The organism is Eudoraea sp., from assembly GCF_049669105.1.
Classification (GTDB): domain Bacteria; phylum Bacteroidota; class Bacteroidia; order Flavobacteriales; family Flavobacteriaceae; genus Eudoraea.
Window position 1 is genome coordinate 153,951 of sequence record NZ_JBATKE010000068.1, and the last position, 20,883, is coordinate 174,833.

A 20,883-nucleotide genomic window follows, 5' to 3' on the forward strand; every position below is an offset into this window, starting at 1 on the left:
TTTAAGTAGAAGGCAATAATTTTTTAACACATATTTGGCAATTTTCTTGCATAGTTGAAAAGGAATTACTTTATTGCACCACAATTTTTGAGAAACTAACTAACTCAAACTATATATCCAAAACCCTGACATTTTTGTCAGGGTTTTTATTTTCAGGCAGTTACAAGCCGAAATACCCAATGAAATTTATTTCTTTTTTGAAAGAAGTTGAAGTTTGGACCAAAGGTCCCATACAACTACGCCGGCACTTACCGCTATATTTAAAGAATGCTTAGTTCCAAACTGAGGTATTTCTAAAACACCCTGACAGCTATCCACTACTTCCTGTGAAACCCCTTTTACTTCATTACCAAAAACCAGCGCGTATTTGGTTGAAGTTTCAGGAATAAAGTGATTTAGCGGAGTGGCATTTTCTGTTTGTTCTACCGCCAGGCACATATAGTCTTTCTGAAGTTCCGCAATTAAATCTACAGTGTTCTTTTTATACTCCCAGGCCACACTCTCAGTAGCTCCCAAAGCTGTTTTGTGAATATCCTTGTGTGGAGGAGCAGCAGTTATACCACATAAATAAATCTTTTCAATCCGGAAGGCATCTGCGGTTCTGAAGACAGAGCCAATATTGTTTAAACTCCTGATGTTGTCCAAAACAAGAACCAGGGGTATTTTTGAAGCGCTTTTGAACTGATAAATATCCAAGCGGTCTAATTCACTGTTTTTTAGTTTTCGCATAAACTGACTGAGATTACGTAATGCAGATTTTTATTTTAATATATGGTTTTGAGGAGTTAAATCTATCCAGTAAGCTTTTCTTCAAACTAAGCTAGACTAAGTTATCCGAAAATATCAACAAGGTGTGACAATCCCTGCAAAAAATAGTATTTTCGTTTACGCTCCAGTTGACAAAAATAGGAGAATAAACTACTTTGGCCAATTCCAATAAAATAAAGAAAGAAACGCCTCTGATGAGGCAGTACAATGCCATCAAGACAAAATATCCTGATGCACTTCTACTATTCAGGGTTGGTGATTTTTACGAAACTTTTGGGGAGGATGCCGTAAAAGCAGCAGGAATTTTAGGGATTGTGCTTACACATAGAAATAATGGGGGTGAAAAGACAGAACTGGCGGGTTTTCCGCACCATTCCCTGAACACCTATCTCCCTAAACTGGTTAAGGCCGGTCAGCGGGTTGCCATTTGCGATCAATTAGAAGATCCTAAATTAACCAAGACCATAGTTAAACGCGGGGTTACTGAATTGGTTACCCCCGGAGTAGCATTAAATGATGATATCCTAAGTGCTAAATCCAATAATTTTCTTTGTGCGGTTCATTTTGGAAAAAACATACACGGGGTTTCTTTTTTAGACATCTCTACGGGTGAATTCCTCACTGCAGAAGGCAATCTGGAACAAATAGACAAATTGCTGCAAAATTTCAGTCCTAATGAAGTTCTGGTTTCAAAAGCACATAAGACAGATTTTACGGAAGCGTTTGGTACAGGCTTCCATACCTTTTTTCTGGAAGACTGGATCTTTCAGGAAGATTATGCTCTGGAAACGCTTACCAACCATTTTAAAACTGCGACCTTAAAAGGTTTTGGAGTAGCCCAGCTGCAGTATGGCATAATTGCCTCAGGAGTCGTTATGCATTATCTATCTGATACACGGCACAATCAATTACAGCATATCAGCAAAATACAAAGAGTTGCGGAAGAGGAATATATTTGGATGGACCGGTTTACCATAAAAAACCTGGAATTGTACCATTCACACAATGAAAATGCCGTTACTCTTATAGACGTTATTGATAAGACTATTTCACCTATGGGTGGGAGAATGTTAAAGCGCTGGCTGGCACTTCCCCTTAAAAATATTGAAAAAATTAGAAGCAGGCATGAGGTAATATCTTATCTCATTGAAAATGAAGGTTCACTGCAAAAACTGCAATATGGGATTAAACATATTGCTGATCTTGAACGGCTGATTTCCAAAGTTGCTACCGGTAAAGTGAACCCCAGGGAAACGGTACAACTAAAAAATTCTTTGGAAGCTATTGTTCCCATTAAGCAATTAATAACGCAAAGTAAAAATAAATCACTGAGTCAAATAGGAAATCAGCTGGATACTTGCCATTTGGTTCGGGAAAAAATTAAAGCACTGCTGCAGGAAGAGGCTCCCGTGAATATCCTTAAAGGCAATGTTATTGCAAAAGGATATTCTGAAGAACTGGATGAACTTAAGGCTTTAGCTTTTACCGGAAAGGACCATCTGGATCAGATGCTGAAAAGGGAAACACAACGGACCGGGATTACTTCTCTGAAAATTGCTTCCAACAATGTTTTTGGATATTATATTGAAGTGCGCAATACCCACAAGGATAAAGTGCCTGAAGAGTGGATACGCAAGCAAACCCTGGTAAACGCAGAACGCTATATTACTGAGGAACTTAAGGAATACGAAACTAAGATCTTAGGGGCTGAAGAACGTATTTTAAACCTTGAGCAACAATTGTTCGCTCAATTGATTGTATGGCTGCAGGAATATATTTCACCGGTACAACAAAATGCGTCTCAGATTGCCAAGCTGGATTGCCTTTGTGGTTTTACGCAATTAGCCATGGAAAACAACTATGTGGCCCCGTCTTTAAATGACAGTACGGAAATTTCCATTAAAAATGGCCGGCATCCTGTTATTGAAAAGCAACTCCCTTTAGGTGAATCCTATATTCCCAACGATTTAGTCTTAAACAGGGAATCACAGCAAATTATCATGATAACCGGGCCAAATATGAGTGGTAAATCGGCTATATTAAGACAAACAGCCCTTATTGTTTTGCTTGCGCAGATGGGAAGTTTTGTCCCTGCCGAAGCAGCCCAGATAGGCTATGTTGACAAGATTTTTACACGTGTTGGTGCCAGTGATAATATTTCTTTGGGTGAATCTACCTTTATGGTGGAAATGAATGAAACGGCATCCATTCTTAACAATCTTTCTGAAAGGAGTTTGATACTACTGGATGAAATTGGCAGGGGTACCAGTACCTATGACGGTATTTCCATAGCGTGGGCTATTTCGGAATACCTGCATGAACATCCGGCCAGGGCCAAAACGTTATTTGCAACCCACTATCATGAACTGAATGAAATGGCCACGACCTTTGAGCGGATAAAGAATTATAATGTAGCTGTTAAAGAGCTAAAGGACACGGTGTTGTTTTTAAGAAAACTAGTTCCGGGGGGAAGTGCTCACAGTTTTGGGATCTATGTGGCTAAAATGGCAGGGATGCCGCAGCAGGTTATCCACAAAGCCGAAAAGATCTTAAAAAAACTGGAGAAATCCCACAGCAGTGAGGAACTCACCGATAATTTACAAGCCGTACAAAATGAAATGCAACTCAGTTTTTTTAACCTGGATGATCCCTTACTGGAACGAATTAAGGAAGAACTTTTGCATTTAGACATCAATACTTTAACCCCAGTTGAAGCATTGATGAAGCTTAATGAAATTAAGCGGATGCTCAACAAAAATAAAAAAGCCTCTTCCTGATTTAAACGTGCTTATAAGTCCATTCCTGAACTTCCAATTTCCGGTTTAAAATAAATTCATCCCAATTAGTCATTAACCTGATTCTTTTTAAATAAAAGTTCTTTGCTTTTTATAGAATTGTATTAAATTTGCGTCCGCGTCCATTTTTGGGATGCGACGTTCTTTAAAACACGCGAAAATAGCTTCCCGATATCCCGATAGCTATCGGGAGGGAGATGAGCGCCACATTGCCTTAGTAATTAGCACTCGATCTTTTGAAGCCTATTTTCTAAAAACGCGAAAATAGCTCAGTTGGTAGAGCGCCACCTTGCCAAGGTGGAGGTCGCGGGTTCGAATCCCGTTTTTCGCTCAAAGAAAGCTCCTCGTGCTGCCCGTGTTTAGGCAGCCGCTACCAAGGTAGTTAGGCTCGAGTGGTGGAATTGGTAGACACGTTGGACTTAAAATCCAATGGCCATTAGGCCGTGCGGGTTCAAGTCCCGCCTCGAGTACGAATAGATAAAAACCAGTGCAGTTGCACTGGTTTTTTGGTTGTGAACGATTTGTAAAACTTGTTTTGACAAAGAAGTGAGTAACTAAAAAACCAAGCCTTTCGGCTTGGTTTTTATTTTCAACACGTTCGGGCGGGACAAACCGATCCCGATAACTATCGGGAGAGGTAATTCCCGCCATAGGAAATTATATTCAATCTCTTCTTTATTTCTCAAAGGAACGAAAACAAAAAACAATCATACAATGATTGGTTTTCCATTCTCAAAATGTTCGGGCGGGACTCGCGAGGCATTGTGCCGCCCAATTCCCGCCGTTAAAATCTCCTGCAAGTTGCAATAATTTTAATAATTACTTCTCATCATTTTGCCTTGATGCAAAACGAAGCAAAAAATCGAAATTATAGCTCCTAAAACTCTATTTTTATAAAAACTGGTAACTGTTACTATAATTCAATCAGCCATGCACTCTAAAAGAAAATACAACATCATCTTCAGGGCTTGCTATATTGTCAATGCCGTTAACAAGAACCCCAGACCTTTTAATTTGGAGAAAGCGCAGTTGATAAAAATCTGTTTTCTAAGCTTAGTTGAATCCTTAAAAGGAGTAGATTTTAAGATCATCGTTCTGGGTGATAAGCTCTCTGAAGAAATGATCACCTTTTTTAACCGTTTTGAAGTTGAATTGCATCTTGGAAACTTTGGAAACGCTGCCTCCTTCAGGGAAACTCTAAAAATCGCAAGTACCATTCCGGACGATGAGTGGATTTACTTTTGTGAAGATGACTACTTGCATGTTCCCCATGCCTTTAGAATTATTGATCATTTTTTAAATGAACGAAATTCTCTTTTTAACCAAAAAAAGAAACTCAACAACTTATCCACACTCGTAAATTTAAAAGATAAAGACCTTTTTATTTTTCCTCCGGACTATCCCGATCGATATAAACCGAGATACCTTAAGCATTCTTTAATTCTTGTATCAAGCGATTGTCACTGGAGGCAAGTGACCAATATTACCTTAACGTTTCTAACAAAATCTTCCGCCATTAAAAAACATTTCTCCCTGTTCAAAAAATCCTCAGTGAAAGCAGGAGAAGGCACTTTGGGCAATGCGGATCGATTGATTAGCAGAAAGCTCTTTGGACGATTTGGCTTAGGTTTTCGGGCCAGTTCGGTGTGTTTCTCCCCCCTCCCGGGATTATCCACACACATGCACCGTGATACCATGACCCCCCTGGTGAACTGGGAAAAGTTAATACGGGATTACATCTCTATGGTAGAAGCATTAGAGAAATAAAGGAATTTGTCTAGTTAGAATTTTTTTGCTTCAAAATCTAAAGCAGCATCCAATCCTATTTCCACCCCTTTTATTGTTTTTACATAACGAATGGCTAGTAAGGCTCCATTGACAAAAGACTCATAGGAAGTACTGCTGTGATGTATGGAGAACATTTCCCCCTTATTGCTAAATGCAACTTCCTGATCAGATAACATGCCTTTCATTCTCAATGAATGAACGCGAACCCCCGAAACCAATCCTCCCAGGGCCCCTTTAACCACCTCTGAGCGGTCTTTCTGTTCTGATGGACTTCTGTGCTTTCCCATTCGCATGGCCGTGGCCAATGCCGTACCTGAAGGAGCATCGGGTTTAGTATCTTCATGCCGTTCAATGATTTCGGCCGAACCAAAATAAGGTGAAGCCATTTCGGCAAAACGCATCATCAGTACTGCTCCTATTGAGAAATTAGGAACTATCAAACAACCGGGATCATCTTCGCCCCAAAAAGATTTTAATTCTTCTATTCGCTCTGTTGTAAACCCTGAGGTACCAATTACAACGCACATTCCTTTGGCATGCCACTTCTTAAGATTTTCCATCACTACTCCAGGATGTGTACATTCAACTATGATTTGAGCATCCATTTTTTCATGCGAATCAGCCACCTCAACCCCTGCCACAGTTTTACCGGCATGACCCGGCGCATAAGCTCCGCTAAGCTGAAGTTCGTTTGTGTTTGAAATACCATGTGCTATTGCACTGCCCAATCGGCCCAATGCCCCCGAAACTGCTACTTTCATAATACCTTTGTTTTATAATGTGTATTCAATACCTTATCTATTTGCTCCACAGTAATAAATGCGTCTTCTTTAGAAAAACATAAAGGAGGTTTTGTTTTCAAAACACTGTCATACGGACCATCTGTACTAATAAGGATATATCTGTTTCGCAATTCATTCTTAATGTGCTGTGCTAGCTCTGTATCCGGATCCATGCTATTATCCTTAACAATTTCAACCCCAAGATATAAGCCGGAGCCTCTCACATCCCCAACGCAAGGATACTTTTTTTGAAGCGCTGCGAATAATGATTTATAATATTCCCCAACAATTTTAGCATTTTCCTGTAAATTTTCTTCTTCAATAACTTCAAGAACCGACAAAGCAATAGCACACGACACAGGATTACCACCAAATGAACTAAAGAACTCCACTCCTTTTTCAAAAGATGCAGCAATATCTGAAGTACAAACTACGGCTCCCATAGGATGGCCGTTCGCCATGGGTTTTCCAAGAATTACCATATCCGGAACAACTTCCTGAGCTTCATAGCCCCAAAAATGATCCCCCATACGACCAAATCCTGTTTGTACCTCATCATCTATACAAACACCTCCCTGCTTTCTTATTACAGGATATAGGTGTTTTAAATACCCTTTTGCCAAAGGCACCTGCCCTCCGCAACCTATTACAGGCTCACTTATAAATGCCCCTATAGGTGTCTCCGAATTTTCAATAAGGTTAATGGCTTCTTCCGCATAACTTTTTCCGGCACTGCCATTATCATTCGTATACCTACCCCTATAAGTATCAGGAATAGGCGCTACTACTATGTGCTCTTTTTTTCCACTTCCTTTCGGATTATTAAACTTATAGTAGCTCACGTCAATAGCGGCCCGGGTATTGCCGTGATAACCGTGTTCCATGACCATTATTTTTTCGTGCCCGGTATGGACAGTAGCCATACGCAGTGCCAGATCTGTAGCCGCACTTCCGGAGTTCACAAAAAACACTTTGTTTAACGAGTCGGGAAATTTTGCCAATAGCTTTTCGGCATATTCATTTAAGGAATCGTAAAGATACCTCGTGTTCGTATTCAGTTTTGCCATCTGCCGTTGTCCCGCCTCCACTACTTTAGGATGGGTATGCCCTACATGTGGAATGTTATTGTAAGCATCCAAAAAGGTATTCCCGTAGGCATCATACATGTATTGAAATGCAGCCCCTTTCATGTAAATAGGGTTGTCATAACTTACCGAAAGTATGGAACTCATATGCTCATATCTTTTTGACAGCATCTTTTCAACGGGTAATGGCTTTTTAGCAGGAAAACCCGCTGCCCTGCGAAAACTTGTTTCCGCTGCAATCGGGTTTATCGCCAACCAGCGATATAGCATCTGCCAGGCATATTTTTCGCTTACAAAGGCGTATTCATTATCACCATTTTCATCTCTTGCACAGGCAGAATTACAGACACTTATACAAAGTCTGGCTGCTATGAGGTAGTAAAGCACTTCCAGTTCTTTCTCCTGAACAGCTAGTATTTCATGATAGGATCTTATAAGTATTGAAGCCCATTCCAATGGATTTTCTTTGTCATAGCACGAATAGGTAATGGCAATAGCTAATTCATTAATCAGTAATGTATGTGCCATATCACCAAAATCTATAATTCCCGAAACTTCCTCCCCGGCAACGAGGACATTCCATTCATTGGCGTCGTTGTGAATTATGGATGTTCTTAACTCCGGGAGAAAAGGCACTACATTTTCCTCATATTGCTTAAAATAATAGTAAACAATGCTTCTGTCTTTTTTATCCGGAATGTGTTCAAGGTATTGTTTGCTCATATCCAGGTGCAGAATGTCCCATTTGAGTTTCCTGGCTTCTATCCTGTAATTCACAAAATTTTGAAGATTCAGGTCTAATCGGGCCAGAAATCTCCCAAGTGATTGAATCAATTCTTTCGTATGAGGAACACCACCCAGAAACTCCCCATCCAGATAGGATAACATTCTACAGATACATTCCCGCCCATCTATTAGTACTAAAGCGGAATAGTTTTGGTTCTTAGATGGAATAGGCGTTTGCGTACCTTTCTGTCCCTCATTCTGCAGGAATAAAAGCGCTTCATTTTCGGCTTCAACAAGAGTAAGTGTATCCTGCGTATAGGGATATGTTTTGAAAATATAATGTTCGGATTTGGTTTCAACAAGGTAGTTGGCATTGTCTAATCCGCTTAGTCTTTTGACTTCTGTGGCATTAATTCCAAATTGTTCATGTAGGATGCTCTTCATGGAAGCTTGAAATGTATTTATTTGTTTACCGAACTTAGTAACCTGCTGCCTGCCCGTCCTTACGGGATTCCGAAGCCCCGGTATAGACCTTGTTTTCCAAATCTACCCCAATGGCCTGATAGCCACCATAAATCCCAACAGCATAGGAGATGCGATGCCCTTTTTTGCGCAATTCACGGATAGTCTTGTAATCAATACCACTCTCCAGATTCAGGGTACCCCCATTGGTCATTACCGAGCCGGTAGGCTGAGAGCTCCCCTGATGCCTCATCCGCGGGGCATCCCCGGCTTCCTGAAGGTTCATCCCAAAGTCGATCAGATTCACTACTATTTGAGTATGCCCCTGGGGTTGCACCGCTCCGCCCATGAGCCCGAAGCTTAAAAAGGGTTTTCCATCCTTTGTAATAAAGGCGGGAATTATGGTATGGAAGGGCCGCTTCCACGGTTCCAGAGCATTGGCATGGTTCTTATCCTGTACATTAAACATCTGTCCGCGGTTCTGCAAGACAAAACCCAGCCCGTCAGGCACCATCCCGGAGGCAAACTCCGAATAGATACTCTGGATGAGCGACACCATGTTCCCGTCCTTATCGGCCACCGTTAAATAGGTAGTATTCCCGGTCTCGATCTCAAGGTCACCTGCCGGGTAAGTACTTGCTGCTTTATCAGGATTGATTAATGCACGTCTCCGGGCAGCGTACTCCTTAGACAAAAGTTGGTCTAAAGGGATTTTATTAAAGTCGGGGTCCGCATAGAATTTCGCCCGGTCTTCAAAGGCCAGCTTTTTAGCCTCTGTAAGCACATGCAGGTATTCGGTACTTCCAAAACCCATGGAGGCTATATTATAGCCTTCCAAAATATTCAGCATCTGCAAGGCCGCGGTGCCTTGCCCGTTTGGGGGCAGTTCCCAGATATCGTAACCCCGGTAATTTATGCTCACCGGCTCCACCCAATTTGAGGAGTGGCTGGCCAGGTCTTCATATGAAAGGAAGCCACCGTGTTTTTTCATATAGGCATCAATAGTACGGGCAATGGCTCCTTTGTAAAAAGTATCCCTCCCACCTTTGGCAATCATTTCATAGGTATTGGAGAGGTCCGGGTTTTTAAAAACCTCACCCTTTTTGGGTGGCCGACCATTAGGCAAATAGGTGGCGGCAAATCCCGGGAAGTCTTCCATACCTTCAGAACCGTAGTCCATTTCATAGGCAATGACTTCCGATACCGGGAAACCTTCCCGGCCATAGTTAATAGCTGGTTGTAATAATTCTTTTATAGGTAATTTTCCAAATTTCTGATGTAAGGCAAACCAGCCGTCTACACAACCCGGCACAGATACCGGAAGGGGTCCATGTAGGGGAACATATTTAATTCCTCGATCCATAAAGTATTCGATCGAGAGGGATTTTGGTGCCCGGCCGCTGCCGTTAAAGCCATAGAGCTTTTCTTCTTTTGCATCCCAGATAATGGCAAAGATGTCGCCACCAATTCCGCAACTGGCAGGCTCTACCAAACCAAGCATTGCATTCGCCGCAATTGCGGCATCCATGGCACTCCCGCCTTTTTTAAGAATATCCAGAGCAACCTGGGTGGCTAAGGGCTGACTCGTGGCTGCCATGCCATTGCGGGCCAGGATTTCAGACCGGGTTGTGAAGGTTTCCCCCGTGAGTCGGTCCTGTGCCCAAATATTGCTGTTAAGGAATACCAATAAAAATAGTGAGAAAAGCTTTGTCATAGGAATCAGTTTTAAACACCCTAAACTAGGAAAAAAGTTAGTGGATACAAGGAGAATACCATGAAATATTCATGAAATCCTTGTTTATAAAAGCCGGAAGTTAAATGCAAAGGCCCCTAGCAATTCAACTTCTATATTTGCCTTAAAAGGAAATTAGGGTACTTTGATCGGAAACTATAAAATATTATCTTGCGGTATGACCAGAAAAATCACCTTCGTAAGCTTACTGCTTTTACTGGCAACCATTTATGGATGCCAACAATCAACAACATTAATATCAGTAACATCACCCTCAGACAACAATGAAGTTCAGATAGTTTTGGACGACCAGGGCAGCATGTATTATCAGGTTCTTCACAATGGTGAGGTCGTAATTGATACCTCTTATTTAAGTTTTGATTTAAAAGACCAGCCCGCCCTGGCCAAAGGACTTAAGATAGTAAGTGCTGAAAGTGCTTCTCAAAATGAAATCTGGGAAATGCCCTGGGGTGAGCAGCGCCAGGTGGTCAACAATTATAACGAGGTGACCATACATCTGGAAGAAAAGGTGGCGCCCAAAAGAAAATTTGATGTGATTTTCAAAGTCTATGATGATGGTATCGGCTTCCGGTATCATTTCCCAAAGCAAGAGGCGCTCTCAGAAGTCATCATTATGGATGAAAATACGCAGTTTCAGCTTACCGGCAATCCTATGGTTTGGTGGATACCCGGAGATTGGGACATTTATGAACAACTTTACAGTACCACGCCATTCAATAAGATTGATGCAACCAGTAAACGGAATCATCCCGATCTGGCAGCCACCTACATTCCTGAAAATGCGGTGAATACACCCGTAACCATGAAAACGGAAAATGGCTTATACCTGAGTTTTCATGAAGCCAATCTTACAGATTATGCAGGAATGACGTTAAAAGTGGACACCCTCAACCTTTCCATGCAAAGTGAGCTGGTAGGGTCAGACATTACCGGATACAAAGTAAAAAGGGAAACCCCTTTCAGTACCCCCTGGCGCACCATTCAAATTGCCGACAGAGCAGGTGACCTCATTGAGTCAAAATTGATTGTAAACCTGAATGAACCAAATGCATTGGGCGATGTTTCCTGGATAAAACCCATGAAGTATGTGGGCATCTGGTGGGAGATGCACCTTGGCAGGAGTACATGGGACTATGCAGGCACCCAGGATATGAACAGCTGGGAGAATCTTTCCAATGCAAAGCCCACAGGTAATCATGGTGCAACAACGGAAAATGCCAAAAGATATATTGATTTTGCTGCCGCAAACGGGCTTAAAGGAGTATTGGTAGAAGGCTGGAATACGGGATGGGAACATTGGATAGGGTTTGAAGACAGAGAGGGTGTTTTTGATTTTGTTACCCCATATCCGGACTATGACCTTGAAGAGGTTGTGCGGTACGGAAAAGAAAAGGGAGTAGATCTGATCATGCACAATGAAACCTCTGCAGCACCAAGAACCTATGATCAGCAAATGGATGCGGCCTATGAATTGATGGAGTCCTTAGGAATTCACGCCGTTAAAACTGGCTATGTGGGTAAACTGATCCCGAAAGGGGAATACCACCACGGGCAATGGATGGTGAACCATTACAGAAGGGCCCTGTTAAAAGGGGCAGAACACAAGGTGGCCATCAATGCACATGAGCCCATCAAAGCTACCGGGATACGGAGAACCTACCCCAATGCCATTGCGCGGGAAGGTTTGCGGGGCCAGGAATTTAATGCCTGGGCAACAGATGGCGGGAATCCACCTGAACATTTGCCTATTGTGGCCTTTACACGAATGCTCGCCGGACCTATAGACTTTACGCCCGGTATTTTTAAAATAAAACTGGCGCCGGATAAAGCGGATAATCAAATAAACACCACCCTTGCACAACAGCTTGCCTTGTATGTGGTTATCTATGGCCCTGTACAAATGGCTGCAGATCTCCCTGAAAATTATGAAGGGCAGGCTGCCTTTCAATTCATACGGGATGTAGGCGTGGACTGGGAACAGAGCAAGGTACTTGATGGGGAAATAGGCGACTTTGCAACCATAGCCCGGCAGGAAAGGGGAACCGAAAATTGGTTTATCGGATCCATTACCGATGAAAATGCGCGTGAAGTATCCATCAATCTGGATTTTTTAGCGCCATCTCAGAAGTATAAAGCCATTTTGTACACCGATGGGGAAAATGCGCACTGGAACGATAATCCCCTGGACATTTCCATTGAGGAGAAAGAGGTAGATCATACAACTACACTAAAACTCCAACTGGCACCGGGAGGTGGGGCGGCCATAAGTTTGATGCCTGTTGAATAATACGGTGATGGCCCAGGCTGTTGACTAAATTGGTTGACTATTTAAACTTTTTCGCCTGAAAATAGAGTGCATTGGTGCATCTTCCTTTGTCTGCCATTCCATTTTTTGCTTGATTAAGAGGCCATTATACCAACTATTTTTAAGAATATAGTTCATTGGGACATAAAAAATAAACCCTGGGACATTTAAAGGAGCCATTGGTCCTTTAAAACTATTTCACCTACACTTTTTCTTTATCGTTAATATAGCACAAAGGGATTTTATAAAAGTACCGGCGTTCACTTCAGTTTTTTGGTCCTAGTAAAATTTCTTTCCCAATCCATCTTTAAAAGAAGACGGATATATTATCCCCCTTTATTGCTTACGCATCCTATTATTCATCTAACACCAAAACAATTAATTATGAAAACAATTTTTAAATTAGCACTTACCACCGTTCTTTTACTGGCCCTATCCTGTACCCAGGAAAGCGTTACAGACGGTACCACAGAAGATTTGACCGCTACCAGCGCCAAAGGTAAAAAGCATGCCGTACCAATTAAGAATTCCCTTGAAAGTGATCCTAGAACAGACCTTCCACCACTTACCTGTACACCTAGTGACTTCCCACCTGCTGGCGGGAGAGCTGTTTTCTATAGTACCACGAGCCATCTTGGTAAAGTTCATGGCACCACCATTAATACATCATGTACCTATAATACCGATGGCACTTTAACAATCACCTCAGATGATACCACCTACGCGGCAAACGGAGACATATTAAAGACCGAAGGAGAAATTACAATTACTTTTCCCACTGATCCTAATGACCCAATTGCTACAATTACCGGAGGTTCCAATATAGTACCGGGCGGTACTGGTAGGTTCGTGAATGCAACAGGAAGGTTCGATTATCATGATATGGTCGTTAACTTGCTGACGGGTCATGAATCCCATACCTCTACTGGCTGGATCATATACTGATTCTTTTATCCTATTCAAAAAACCAGTACTATGCGCTGGTTTCTTCTTTTTCAAGATGTACAAACCGGGACTCGCATCAGCTTAGCCCCGTCTCGTGTACAGATATGCAAATCCAAAGGCAATCCATAATACACCATTCCACTAGTTCATAAGTGCCATAGCCCCATAGTAAGCCGCTCCCAGGAGAGGGGTTTTATCATTTAAAACTACCCGTACCGGCATTAGTTGAAGCAGGGGATTCATACGTCCGGCCGCAATAAAGTTTTCAGTAAATAGTTCCCGGTTTATCATCCTGAGTATTTTTGGAACAATCCCTCCTCCTAAATAAACCCCTCCCGTAGCCTTGGTCTTTAAGGCAAACTGGGCAGCTTCTATAGCCAGGTACCGCACAAATAAATCCAGGGTCTCTATACAAATCGGGTCGCTTTTTTCATGCGCAACAGCAGTTATTACAGCAGCGGCATCGCCCTGTTGGATTTTATCGGTAAGCCATTTGGGTTCCGCGTTTCCCCTGTAACCCCTTAAAAATTGGTAGATACCATAAATACCTGGGCCGGATACGACTCGTTCCCAACTCACATGCCCATACTTTTGATGGAGGGATTTCCATAGTTCCCAATCCAGCTCGTTACGGGGACTAAAATCGCAATGCCCCCCTTCGGTGGCATAGGGGTGATACTGTGCCCCATCCCAATAAAGTCCGGCCTCTCCAAGGCCTGTGCCCGGGGAAATTATAACGGCATTCCCTGGTATATCAGATCCTTCTTTTAGAATTTCAAAGTCTGAATTTGGAAGCGCCATCAGGCCATAGGCATTGGCCTCCATATCATTGATGAGCGTGACCGAATGAACCCGGAGTTCAATGCTAATTTCTTCACTATCTATTTCCCACGGAAAATTTGTCCCTTTAACTTTACCCCTGGTTACCGGACCGGCTACACCCAGACAGATTCCATTTATGACAGGCAACTTATTCCTGTGAAAAGACCGGACCATATCCGTAAAAGCATTGTAATCTCTGGTGTGAAATGTTTTCTCTTTAACCAAGGAAAGTTGTCCTTTATTAATTTCAAAAAGAGCCAGGTTCGTTTTGGTTGCCCCAATATCCCCGGCTAAAATCACTCCACTGGTATTTTCTGCATTTTTATTTCCCAAAAAAGCCAGCGGAATTTGGGACTCATTGGTTAAGGGTAACGAAAAACTTTCCTGCTTTTTCATGGTAGTGATCTAAAGGGTTATCGCAATGCTCTTGTCTTAAATATCAAAGATCCTCAGAACGGGTAACACTTTTGGTCAGGACTCCCCGGACAGCTATTGCCAATACCTGTTTAAATACAAATATCTCCCCGAAGTCAGAATTTTAAAATGATATAGGTCATCAGGTACAAAGTTTAACCAATTACAAAATAAGTCCTATCCATGGTTGAACTAACTAAGAAAACGGATACTATGAGCAAAGTTATGAGAAGGCAAAAGAAAACCGGAATGGGGTTTTTGAATGTTCTGGTTAAATCATAGAACTACGAAAGAATATAGTGATGCAGAGGAATTCCTAATTTAATAGGAAAAGACTAAACTACCTGTGGTTCCTTACCAAATCGCATGGTTACAATTATTTTACCAATAAAATACCCAATGACAAATACAGCAGCAGATATGCCTACAATAATCAGCATAGCACTCCACACTTCAGTAAGTGGTATACTGTTCGTGGGAATTCTTTCCAAGATTTTTAAGCTTCTGAAAACTCTAAATGGAAAACTAAAATAATTAATCAGGGCATCCTTGAATTCACTAAATGTAAGGAACATATAGACATTGCTGGAAATTCCATAGGCTATAATACTCAAACCAAACCCAAACATCCTGCTATATGTTTTGCTATACGCAACTTTATAAGATTTTATTAATTCATTATTATAAGAAAGTTTATTATTGGTTAAAGACCCGCTTAAATCTTTGTGGTACCTGAATTTTTTCACATATTCCTTAGAATAGTAAATCCAGCATAATAGCAAGAACAAGGGAGTAACTACAACAATCAATGTAATACATAAAAGCAGTAGTAACGTTACCAATTCACTAAGTCCATCATAATTGAAATAACGCTCAATTGGAACCTCCTTGGCTTGCAAAGTATAAAAGGTTTTTACTAAAACGTTTACATAAATAAGAATTACCAGATTCATTGAAAAGTAATTTTAAATTGGCGTGAATTTTAGCAAGAGATCACACACATAGAACATATTCCAAGATCTACTGAATATCGTAAATTATTTCAACTCAGAAGGACTCATTTATCATTAAGATATATTCATTAGTGTGCTATTCTAGTTTTAATTTGAGTAAAAACCAAGCAGAAAGTGACGGAACCTCCAATTTTTTGTCCCAATGGGTCTATTTATTTATCTAATATTCGTCATTGTCGAAATCTTGTTAATTTAAAGTCCGGTCGATTTCCATATCCGTTTTGGATAAAATCGTGACATTGAATCTTACAATTATTTAAAATACTAAAGACACCTAAGATTTTTTATCTTAGAAGGATCATTATTATAAAAGTGTAAAATGTTTCATATTGCAAAAACAGCTATTAAAAACAGGATAAAGCTATTATCAATTTTAGCTTTCGGATTAGTTCTGACCGTTTATTCACAGGAAATTCAATATGAAACCAAGCAGAATATTCCTTATTACAATACTGCGATTAACCGGGCCGATGAGTACAGAAATGAGCGTTGTGTTTTAGATATTTATTACCCGAAGGATGCAAAGGATTTTCCCACAATAGTCTGGTTCCATGGAGGCGGATTAACCGGTGGCAACAAAGATATTCCCGGACAATTAATGGAGAAAGGAGTTTGTATAGTTGCTGTCAATTATCGATTGTATCCAAAAGTAAAGGCCCCCTTATATATTGATGATGCGGCCGCGGCTGTTAGCTGGGTTTTTAATAACATTAACGGCTTGGGTGGTGACCCATCATTGATTTTTGTTTCCGGTCACTCGGCGGGAGGATATTTGGCCAGTATGATTGGCCTGGACAAATCCTGGTTAAACAAACATGGTATTGATGCCAATAGTATTGCAGGACTTATTCCTTTTAGCGGGCATGCTATTACCCATTTTACCATTCGTGAGGAAAGGGGCATACCCGGATTCCAGCCGGTAGTTGACAGTTTAGCTCCCCTTTATCATGTTCGTCCCGATGCACCACCCTTATTGCTAATTACGGGCGACAGGGACTTGGAACTTTTAGGAAGGTATGAGGAAAATGCATACCTAATGCGAATGATGAAAATTGCAGGTCATAAAGAGACCAAACTCTATGAATTAGACGGATATGGCCATGGGATGACCGAACCTGCTTTTCCACTATTACTAAAAGAAGTTCAAAGAATTATTGAAAAGAAAAACACCGATAAATGAAACCGTTAAAAATTTTTGGAATCCTTACTTTGTTAACAATGACCTACCTGTGTCAGGCTCAGGAAATAAAACCCGATGAGGTAAAAAAAATCATGGAACGGGTGGCCGATTGGCAGATTGCACATTTCACCGATTTATACAGTGGATCTGAAGAACCCCATCACCCATTGGATTGGACCAATGGCGCCTTATACGTTGGAATGGTGAAATGGGCCGCAATGGCTGATAATGAAAAGTATTACAATTGGCTTGTAGATATCGGGGAAAAATATGAGTGGAAATTGCACTTTCGAAAATACTTTGCAGACGATCATACTGTAGGTCAGATGTATCTTGAACTATATCGCAAGTATCAGGATCCAAATATGATTGAACCAACAAAAGAACAGTTCAATTTTATCATGCTTCACCCCGCAAAAACTTCATTAAAGTGGAATACCCCGTATCACCAGGATCGCTGGAATTGGTGCGATGCCTTGTTTATGGCACCTCCGGTATGGGCAAAGCTTTTTAAGATTACCGGAGAACAAAAATATCTCGATTTTATGATGGCTGAATATAAAGCCACCACTGATTTTTTATTTGATAAAGAAGAGCATTTGTATTACCGGGACGAAAGCTATATGGGCCAATTGGACCATGGTACCAAAATATTTTGGTCACGGGGGAATGGCTGGGTATTTGCCGGACTAACGAATATTATGAATGAGTTGAATCCTAAGAGTAAGGAGTACAAGTATTTCCGTGGGATTTATAGAAAAATGGCAAAAAAGATACTCCAAATTCAAACACCGGCAGGTCATTGGGCAATGAGTTTATTGGGGCAGGAGTTTTATCCTACACCTGAAACAAGCGGTTCTTCATTTTATACCTATGGTTTGGCGTGGGGTATAAACAAGGGAATTTTAGATAGAGAGACTTATGGCTTAGCAGTAAAAAAAGGATGGGAAGCTATGGTTAGCTATGTAACAAAAGATGGGATGCTAGGCTTTGTCCAACCCATTGGAGCAGCTCCCGGCAAGGCTTGGGAAGATAAGACTGAAGTATATGGAACCGGAGCATTTTTAAGTGCCGGTTCAGAAGTATACAAATTGTATGGAGGAAAATAGAACCCGGCCTAGCCGCAAAATAAAGTTTGATTCTGCTTGATAATTATCCCTAACTTTATAATTAAAAGAAACTTTAATTATGTCAAAAGGTAAAGACTCAAAGAAAAACGTCAAAAAAGAACCGCTCTTAACTGCAAAAGAAAAAAAAGAAGCTAAAAGAAATAAAAAAGCAAAGAAGGTCTAACTTTTAAATTTTATTTCAGAACATCTCCAGAGGAACTCAAAGCGAATTTATCTTGAACCGATGAGGGTTGATGATATTATATCTTTATATTGAATAAATACCTTTTTAAAAAGCTAAAAAGAAAAAGATAGTGGTCCTATTTGTTCTGTGATACATTCAGCGAGCTAAATATGATTAATTTGGCAGCATTAATAAAAGAAGCATAAAATTATCCTAATAGCTTCTCTATTTCCTTCATAACTTCTTCTGCCTCGAAAACCTTGTCATCACTCAACTTACGTTTCGATTTTGACAGGCGATGTACGTGTTCCATCAATTTTCGATATTTCTCCTGAAGTAATTGCTTTTGAGTTTTTTTTTAAAGATTCCGAAAATAGCATGGGTTTTTTGAAAAAACAACAATTCCTTGATACTGTTGTACGAGTAGCACAAAAGTAATAAACGTTCATTTTTTATGCTTTTTTTTTAAACATTCTAACTTATTAATCCAGTAATTTATTGTTAAGATCTCATATTCTATTACCACTACTCCCTCCCTCTTCTATTAGAGATATTTTTTTGTTTATTCTTTAACATTCTTTCTTAAACATTAATTTTATCTTTACCCTTACTGAAGTAAATGAGTTTCTAAAAAATAAATCCCCCGTTTAGAACTAAAAATTTGCTTAAAAACAGATAATGAAATTACTTAATAATACTACCATATGAAAGATCAGGATATGCTATTAAATACACTAATTGAATCAGAAGAATTATTAAACGGGTATACACATGAAGAAATAGGTGATGATCACCTCTTCACCGGATTAGAAACTCCTATGAAGCCAAACGCCTTTGCAATCAGTGATGAAACAAAAAAGGAACGTATTGCACAATTATTTGCTCAAATTATGGATGTTATGGGCTTGGACCTGAGTGATGATTCACTTAGAGGTACTCCCAAACGTGTGGCTAAAATGTATATAGATGAAATCTTTTCCGGGTTAAATCCACAAAACAAACCCAAAGTGGCCCTATTTGATAATAAGTACCAGTACAATCAGATGCTGGTAGAAAAAGATATTACCTTCTACTCCAATTGCGAACATCATTTTGTGCCTATTATTGGCAAAGCACATGTGGCTTATATATCTTCAGGGAAGGTCATTGGCCTCTCAAAATTAAACCGTATAGTGCAATATTTTGCCAAGAGGCCACAGGTACAGGAGCGACTAACCAACCAAATAGCAGTGGAATTGCAAACCACACTTAATACCCAGGATGTGGCAGTAATTATTGACGCAAAACATTTATGTGTTTCCTCGAGAGGGATTAAAGATAATACATCGGCTACCGTTACCTCATTTTACGGAGGAGCTTTTAATTCTCCGGAGAAAATTGCAGAATTACAGAATTATATCAACCATTAATTTCCTCGTTCTCAAATGTAATTTGCACATTTGAGGCAGCTTGTCTGCCCCTTTTATGTTTCTATGAATTTAGCATCTTTTTTCCAGTTTAAAAATGTCAATACTTTCAAATAAAGTATGTAGAACTGTTAAGTTAATATGAATTAAAGCATCATTATGTACTGCTTAAACCGAGAGTATAAAAAGTTCAAACTTTCCTTATTTTTCTTTAGATATTGTCCTTTTTAGACTAATTTTAACACTAATTAAATTGGATTTTTAACTAAAAACATAAATCAATGAAAAAGCTAAAAAATATATATGCTTTGCTACTATTATGTTTAGCATTTAGCGCAACTTCTTATAGTCAAACAAATATTGAAGCCGGTGTTCGATTTGGTGAAAATACCGGGATAGATGCTACCATACCACTCGGGATCTCACCAAGACTTCACCCTACTGTATATTTGGAAAATTTTGGTATAGGCACTTATTTTGACTGGATGTTTGCGCTTACTGACGGACCATCAGGACTAAAATTCTACCCCGGTGTCGGTCCTGAATTTTTCTTCGAAAACGATTTTGATTTTAATATTGCCGGAAATTTCGGAGTAGAGTATTCCTTTAAATTTCCCTTGACCATCGGATTTGACTGGAGACCTGGTTTTGCGGTTACCAACGATTTTGATTTTTATACCAATAATTGGGGAATTATGGCAAGATTTCGTTTCAAAGAAGGAGGATTTAAAAAAGTTGATTGAGCGGCTTTCGTTAAAATACTTACACTGTAAAAAAGCTTGTTAAATTCTAACAAGCTTTTTTTAATCCTTATGTAGAATTAACGAAGTAGACATAAAATTGACTAAATAATAAAATCAGTTTGTCAGGAATTATACATTTTTTTAGTACATTTTATACCAATTATAGTAGATGACAAAAAAAAGAACACTTCGTATTGGTTTGGTCATACTTTTTTTGGGAGCATTGTTGGTTGTTTTTACTAATGTAATCCTTGAATCTATTGCCGGCCGTTACCTCAACCTGGAAATTACTAAAATTAATGAGGAAAAAAATTACATCCTTACTGTAGAAGATTTTGACATAAATATTTTTCTAGGTCAGATTAGTATTGAAGGCTTAAATATCAATCCTAAGGAGGAATTTCTTGACAGCTTAGTAAATGGTGCTACAGAAGAACGCGCTTTAAAAGCCATATCAGTTTCGAAAGTTACTTTTTCCGGTTGGACTTTCCTTAGTTATTTTACCAAAAAACAAATAGATGTTAAGAAAATAGTTGTTGATCATCTTAATTTCAATCTTTACAGACCAGAAAAAGAACATGATATAGCAGTTGTGGATAAAGA

16 protein-coding genes and 2 tRNA genes are annotated in these 20,883 nt (G+C 40.0%); 11 read left to right on the forward strand and 7 right to left on the reverse strand.

Features of this window, described 5'->3' with window-relative positions; genetic code table 11:
* Window positions 1-186: 186 nt before the first annotated feature.
* Window positions 187-729, reverse strand: a complete 543-nt coding sequence (locus tag WBM60_RS06205) for an RNA methyltransferase (protein WP_424276858.1) — start codon at window positions 727-729, stop codon at window positions 187-189.
* Window positions 730-962: 233 nt separating this feature from the next.
* Here WBM60_RS06205 and mutS point away from each other — a divergent pair, with 233 nt between their 5' ends.
* From mutS to WBM60_RS06225, 4 genes are all read left to right on the forward strand, one after another.
* The gene (gene mutS, locus WBM60_RS06210; protein WP_424262427.1) at window positions 963-3,545 is read left to right on the forward strand and encodes a DNA mismatch repair protein MutS; all 2,583 of its coding nucleotides are present in this window, start codon (window positions 963-965) and stop codon (window positions 3,543-3,545) included.
* Window positions 3,546-3,821: 276 nt separating this feature from the next.
* A tRNA-Gly gene (locus WBM60_RS06215) sits at window positions 3,822-3,894 on the forward strand.
* A gap of 55 nt (window positions 3,895-3,949) precedes the next feature.
* Window positions 3,950-4,033, forward strand: a tRNA-Leu gene (locus WBM60_RS06220).
* Between the two features lie 460 nt (window positions 4,034-4,493).
* Window positions 4,494-5,330, forward strand: coding sequence for a hypothetical protein (locus tag WBM60_RS06225; protein WP_424262421.1), 837 nt, complete (start codon window positions 4,494-4,496; stop codon window positions 5,328-5,330).
* 14 nt (window positions 5,331-5,344) lie between these two features.
* Here the strand turns inward: WBM60_RS06225 and dapB are convergent, their stop codons facing one another.
* The 3 genes from dapB to ggt are packed head-to-tail and all read right to left on the reverse strand — an operon-like array spanning window position 5,345 to window position 10,120.
* On the reverse strand, window positions 5,345-6,112 hold the full coding sequence (gene dapB / locus WBM60_RS06230) for a 4-hydroxy-tetrahydrodipicolinate reductase (protein WP_424262419.1): 768 nt from the start codon (window positions 6,110-6,112) through the stop codon (window positions 5,345-5,347).
* Window positions 6,109-8,388, reverse strand: coding sequence for an aminotransferase class III-fold pyridoxal phosphate-dependent enzyme (locus tag WBM60_RS06235; RefSeq protein WP_424278247.1), 2,280 nt, complete (start codon window positions 8,386-8,388; stop codon window positions 6,109-6,111). The genes dapB and WBM60_RS06235 overlap by 4 nt, the downstream gene beginning before the upstream one ends.
* Before the next feature lie 34 nt (window positions 8,389-8,422).
* A complete protein-coding gene (ggt, locus tag WBM60_RS06240; protein WP_424276834.1) occupies window positions 8,423-10,120 on the reverse strand; it encodes a gamma-glutamyltransferase in 1,698 nt (565 codons plus the stop codon).
* Window positions 10,121-10,316: 196 nt separating this feature from the next.
* On the opposite strand from ggt, the gene WBM60_RS06245 reads away from it, so the two are divergent.
* A complete protein-coding gene (locus WBM60_RS06245) occupies window positions 10,317-12,446 on the forward strand; it encodes a glycoside hydrolase family 97 protein (protein WP_424262414.1) in 2,130 nt (709 codons plus the stop codon).
* 402 nt (window positions 12,447-12,848) lie between these two features.
* Window positions 12,849-13,409 carry a hypothetical protein gene (locus WBM60_RS06250; RefSeq protein ID WP_424282864.1) on the forward strand — a complete coding sequence of 187 codons (561 nt, stop codon included), beginning with the start codon at window positions 12,849-12,851 and terminating at the stop codon, window positions 13,407-13,409.
* A 141-nt stretch (window positions 13,410-13,550) separates the two neighbouring features.
* Here the strand turns inward: WBM60_RS06250 and glk are convergent, their stop codons facing one another.
* Window positions 13,551-14,627: a glucokinase gene (gene glk / locus WBM60_RS06255; RefSeq protein ID WP_424262410.1), complete on the reverse strand. Its 1,077-nt coding sequence runs from the start codon at window positions 14,625-14,627 to the stop codon at window positions 13,551-13,553.
* Between the two features lie 353 nt (window positions 14,628-14,980).
* Window positions 14,981-15,598, reverse strand: coding sequence for a hypothetical protein (locus WBM60_RS06260; protein ID WP_424262408.1), 618 nt, complete (start codon window positions 15,596-15,598; stop codon window positions 14,981-14,983).
* A 379-nt stretch (window positions 15,599-15,977) separates the two neighbouring features.
* On the opposite strand from WBM60_RS06260, the gene WBM60_RS06265 reads away from it, so the two are divergent.
* Window positions 15,978-16,838 (forward strand): alpha/beta hydrolase, encoded by an 861-nt coding sequence (locus tag WBM60_RS06265; protein WP_424282865.1) that lies wholly within the window; start codon window positions 15,978-15,980, stop codon window positions 16,836-16,838.
* Window positions 16,835-17,947 carry a glycoside hydrolase family 88/105 protein gene (locus tag WBM60_RS06270; protein WP_424278146.1) on the forward strand — a complete coding sequence of 371 codons (1,113 nt, stop codon included), beginning with the start codon at window positions 16,835-16,837 and terminating at the stop codon, window positions 17,945-17,947. The genes WBM60_RS06265 and WBM60_RS06270 overlap by 4 nt, the downstream gene beginning before the upstream one ends.
* Window positions 17,948-18,339: 392 nt before the next feature.
* On the opposite strand, the gene WBM60_RS06275 is transcribed toward WBM60_RS06270, so the two are convergent.
* A complete protein-coding gene (locus WBM60_RS06275) occupies window positions 18,340-18,444 on the reverse strand; it encodes a Lacal_2735 family protein (RefSeq protein ID WP_424279054.1) in 105 nt (34 codons plus the stop codon).
* A gap of 391 nt (window positions 18,445-18,835) precedes the next feature.
* Between WBM60_RS06275 and folE the strand changes: the two genes are divergently transcribed.
* From folE to WBM60_RS06290, 3 genes are all read left to right on the forward strand, one after another.
* Complete coding sequence (gene folE / locus WBM60_RS06280) at window positions 18,836-19,540, forward strand: GTP cyclohydrolase I FolE (protein ID WP_424259310.1); 705 nt, start codon at window positions 18,836-18,838, stop codon at window positions 19,538-19,540.
* Window positions 19,541-19,818: 278 nt separating this feature from the next.
* Entirely contained in the window at window positions 19,819-20,280 is a 462-nt protein-coding gene (locus tag WBM60_RS06285; RefSeq protein ID WP_424259311.1) for a hypothetical protein, read from the forward strand.
* 169 nt (window positions 20,281-20,449) lie between these two features.
* Window positions 20,450-20,883, forward strand: a 434-nt coding sequence (locus WBM60_RS06290) for a hypothetical protein (protein ID WP_424282866.1), incomplete at its 3' end; no start/stop codon positions are given.

Bases quoted from the DNA above. Each gene is read 5' to 3' on its own strand.
- mutS (WP_424262427.1), top strand. From the start codon at position 963: ATGAGGCAGTACAATGCCATCAAGACAAAATATCCTGATGCACTTCTA.
- WBM60_RS06245 (WP_424262414.1), top strand. From the start codon at position 10,317: ATGACCAGAAAAATCACCTTCGTAAGCTTACTGCTTTTACTGGCAACC.
- WBM60_RS06275 (WP_424279054.1), bottom strand. From the start codon at position 18,444: ATGGAACACGTACATCGCCTGTCAAAATCGAAACGTAAGTTGAGTGAT.
- WBM60_RS06250 (WP_424282864.1), top strand. From the start codon at position 12,849: ATGAAAACAATTTTTAAATTAGCACTTACCACCGTTCTTTTACTGGCC.
- dapB (WP_424262419.1), bottom strand. From the start codon at position 6,112: ATGAAAGTAGCAGTTTCGGGGGCATTGGGCCGATTGGGCAGTGCAATA.
- glk (WP_424262410.1), bottom strand. From the start codon at position 14,627: ATGAAAAAGCAGGAAAGTTTTTCGTTACCCTTAACCAATGAGTCCCAA.
- WBM60_RS06225 (WP_424262421.1), top strand. From the start codon at position 4,494: ATGCACTCTAAAAGAAAATACAACATCATCTTCAGGGCTTGCTATATT.
- WBM60_RS06270 (WP_424278146.1), top strand. From the start codon at position 16,835: ATGAAACCGTTAAAAATTTTTGGAATCCTTACTTTGTTAACAATGACC.
- WBM60_RS06205 (WP_424276858.1), bottom strand. From the start codon at position 729: ATGCGAAAACTAAAAAACAGTGAATTAGACCGCTTGGATATTTATCAG.
- WBM60_RS06285 (WP_424259311.1), top strand. From the start codon at position 19,819: ATGAAAAAGCTAAAAAATATATATGCTTTGCTACTATTATGTTTAGCA.
- WBM60_RS06235 (WP_424278247.1), bottom strand. From the start codon at position 8,388: ATGAAGAGCATCCTACATGAACAATTTGGAATTAATGCCACAGAAGTC.
- ggt (WP_424276834.1), bottom strand. From the start codon at position 10,120: ATGACAAAGCTTTTCTCACTATTTTTATTGGTATTCCTTAACAGCAAT.
- WBM60_RS06260 (WP_424262408.1), bottom strand. From the start codon at position 15,598: ATGAATCTGGTAATTCTTATTTATGTAAACGTTTTAGTAAAAACCTTT.
- WBM60_RS06265 (WP_424282865.1), top strand. From the start codon at position 15,978: ATGTTTCATATTGCAAAAACAGCTATTAAAAACAGGATAAAGCTATTA.
- folE (WP_424259310.1), top strand. From the start codon at position 18,836: ATGAAAGATCAGGATATGCTATTAAATACACTAATTGAATCAGAAGAA.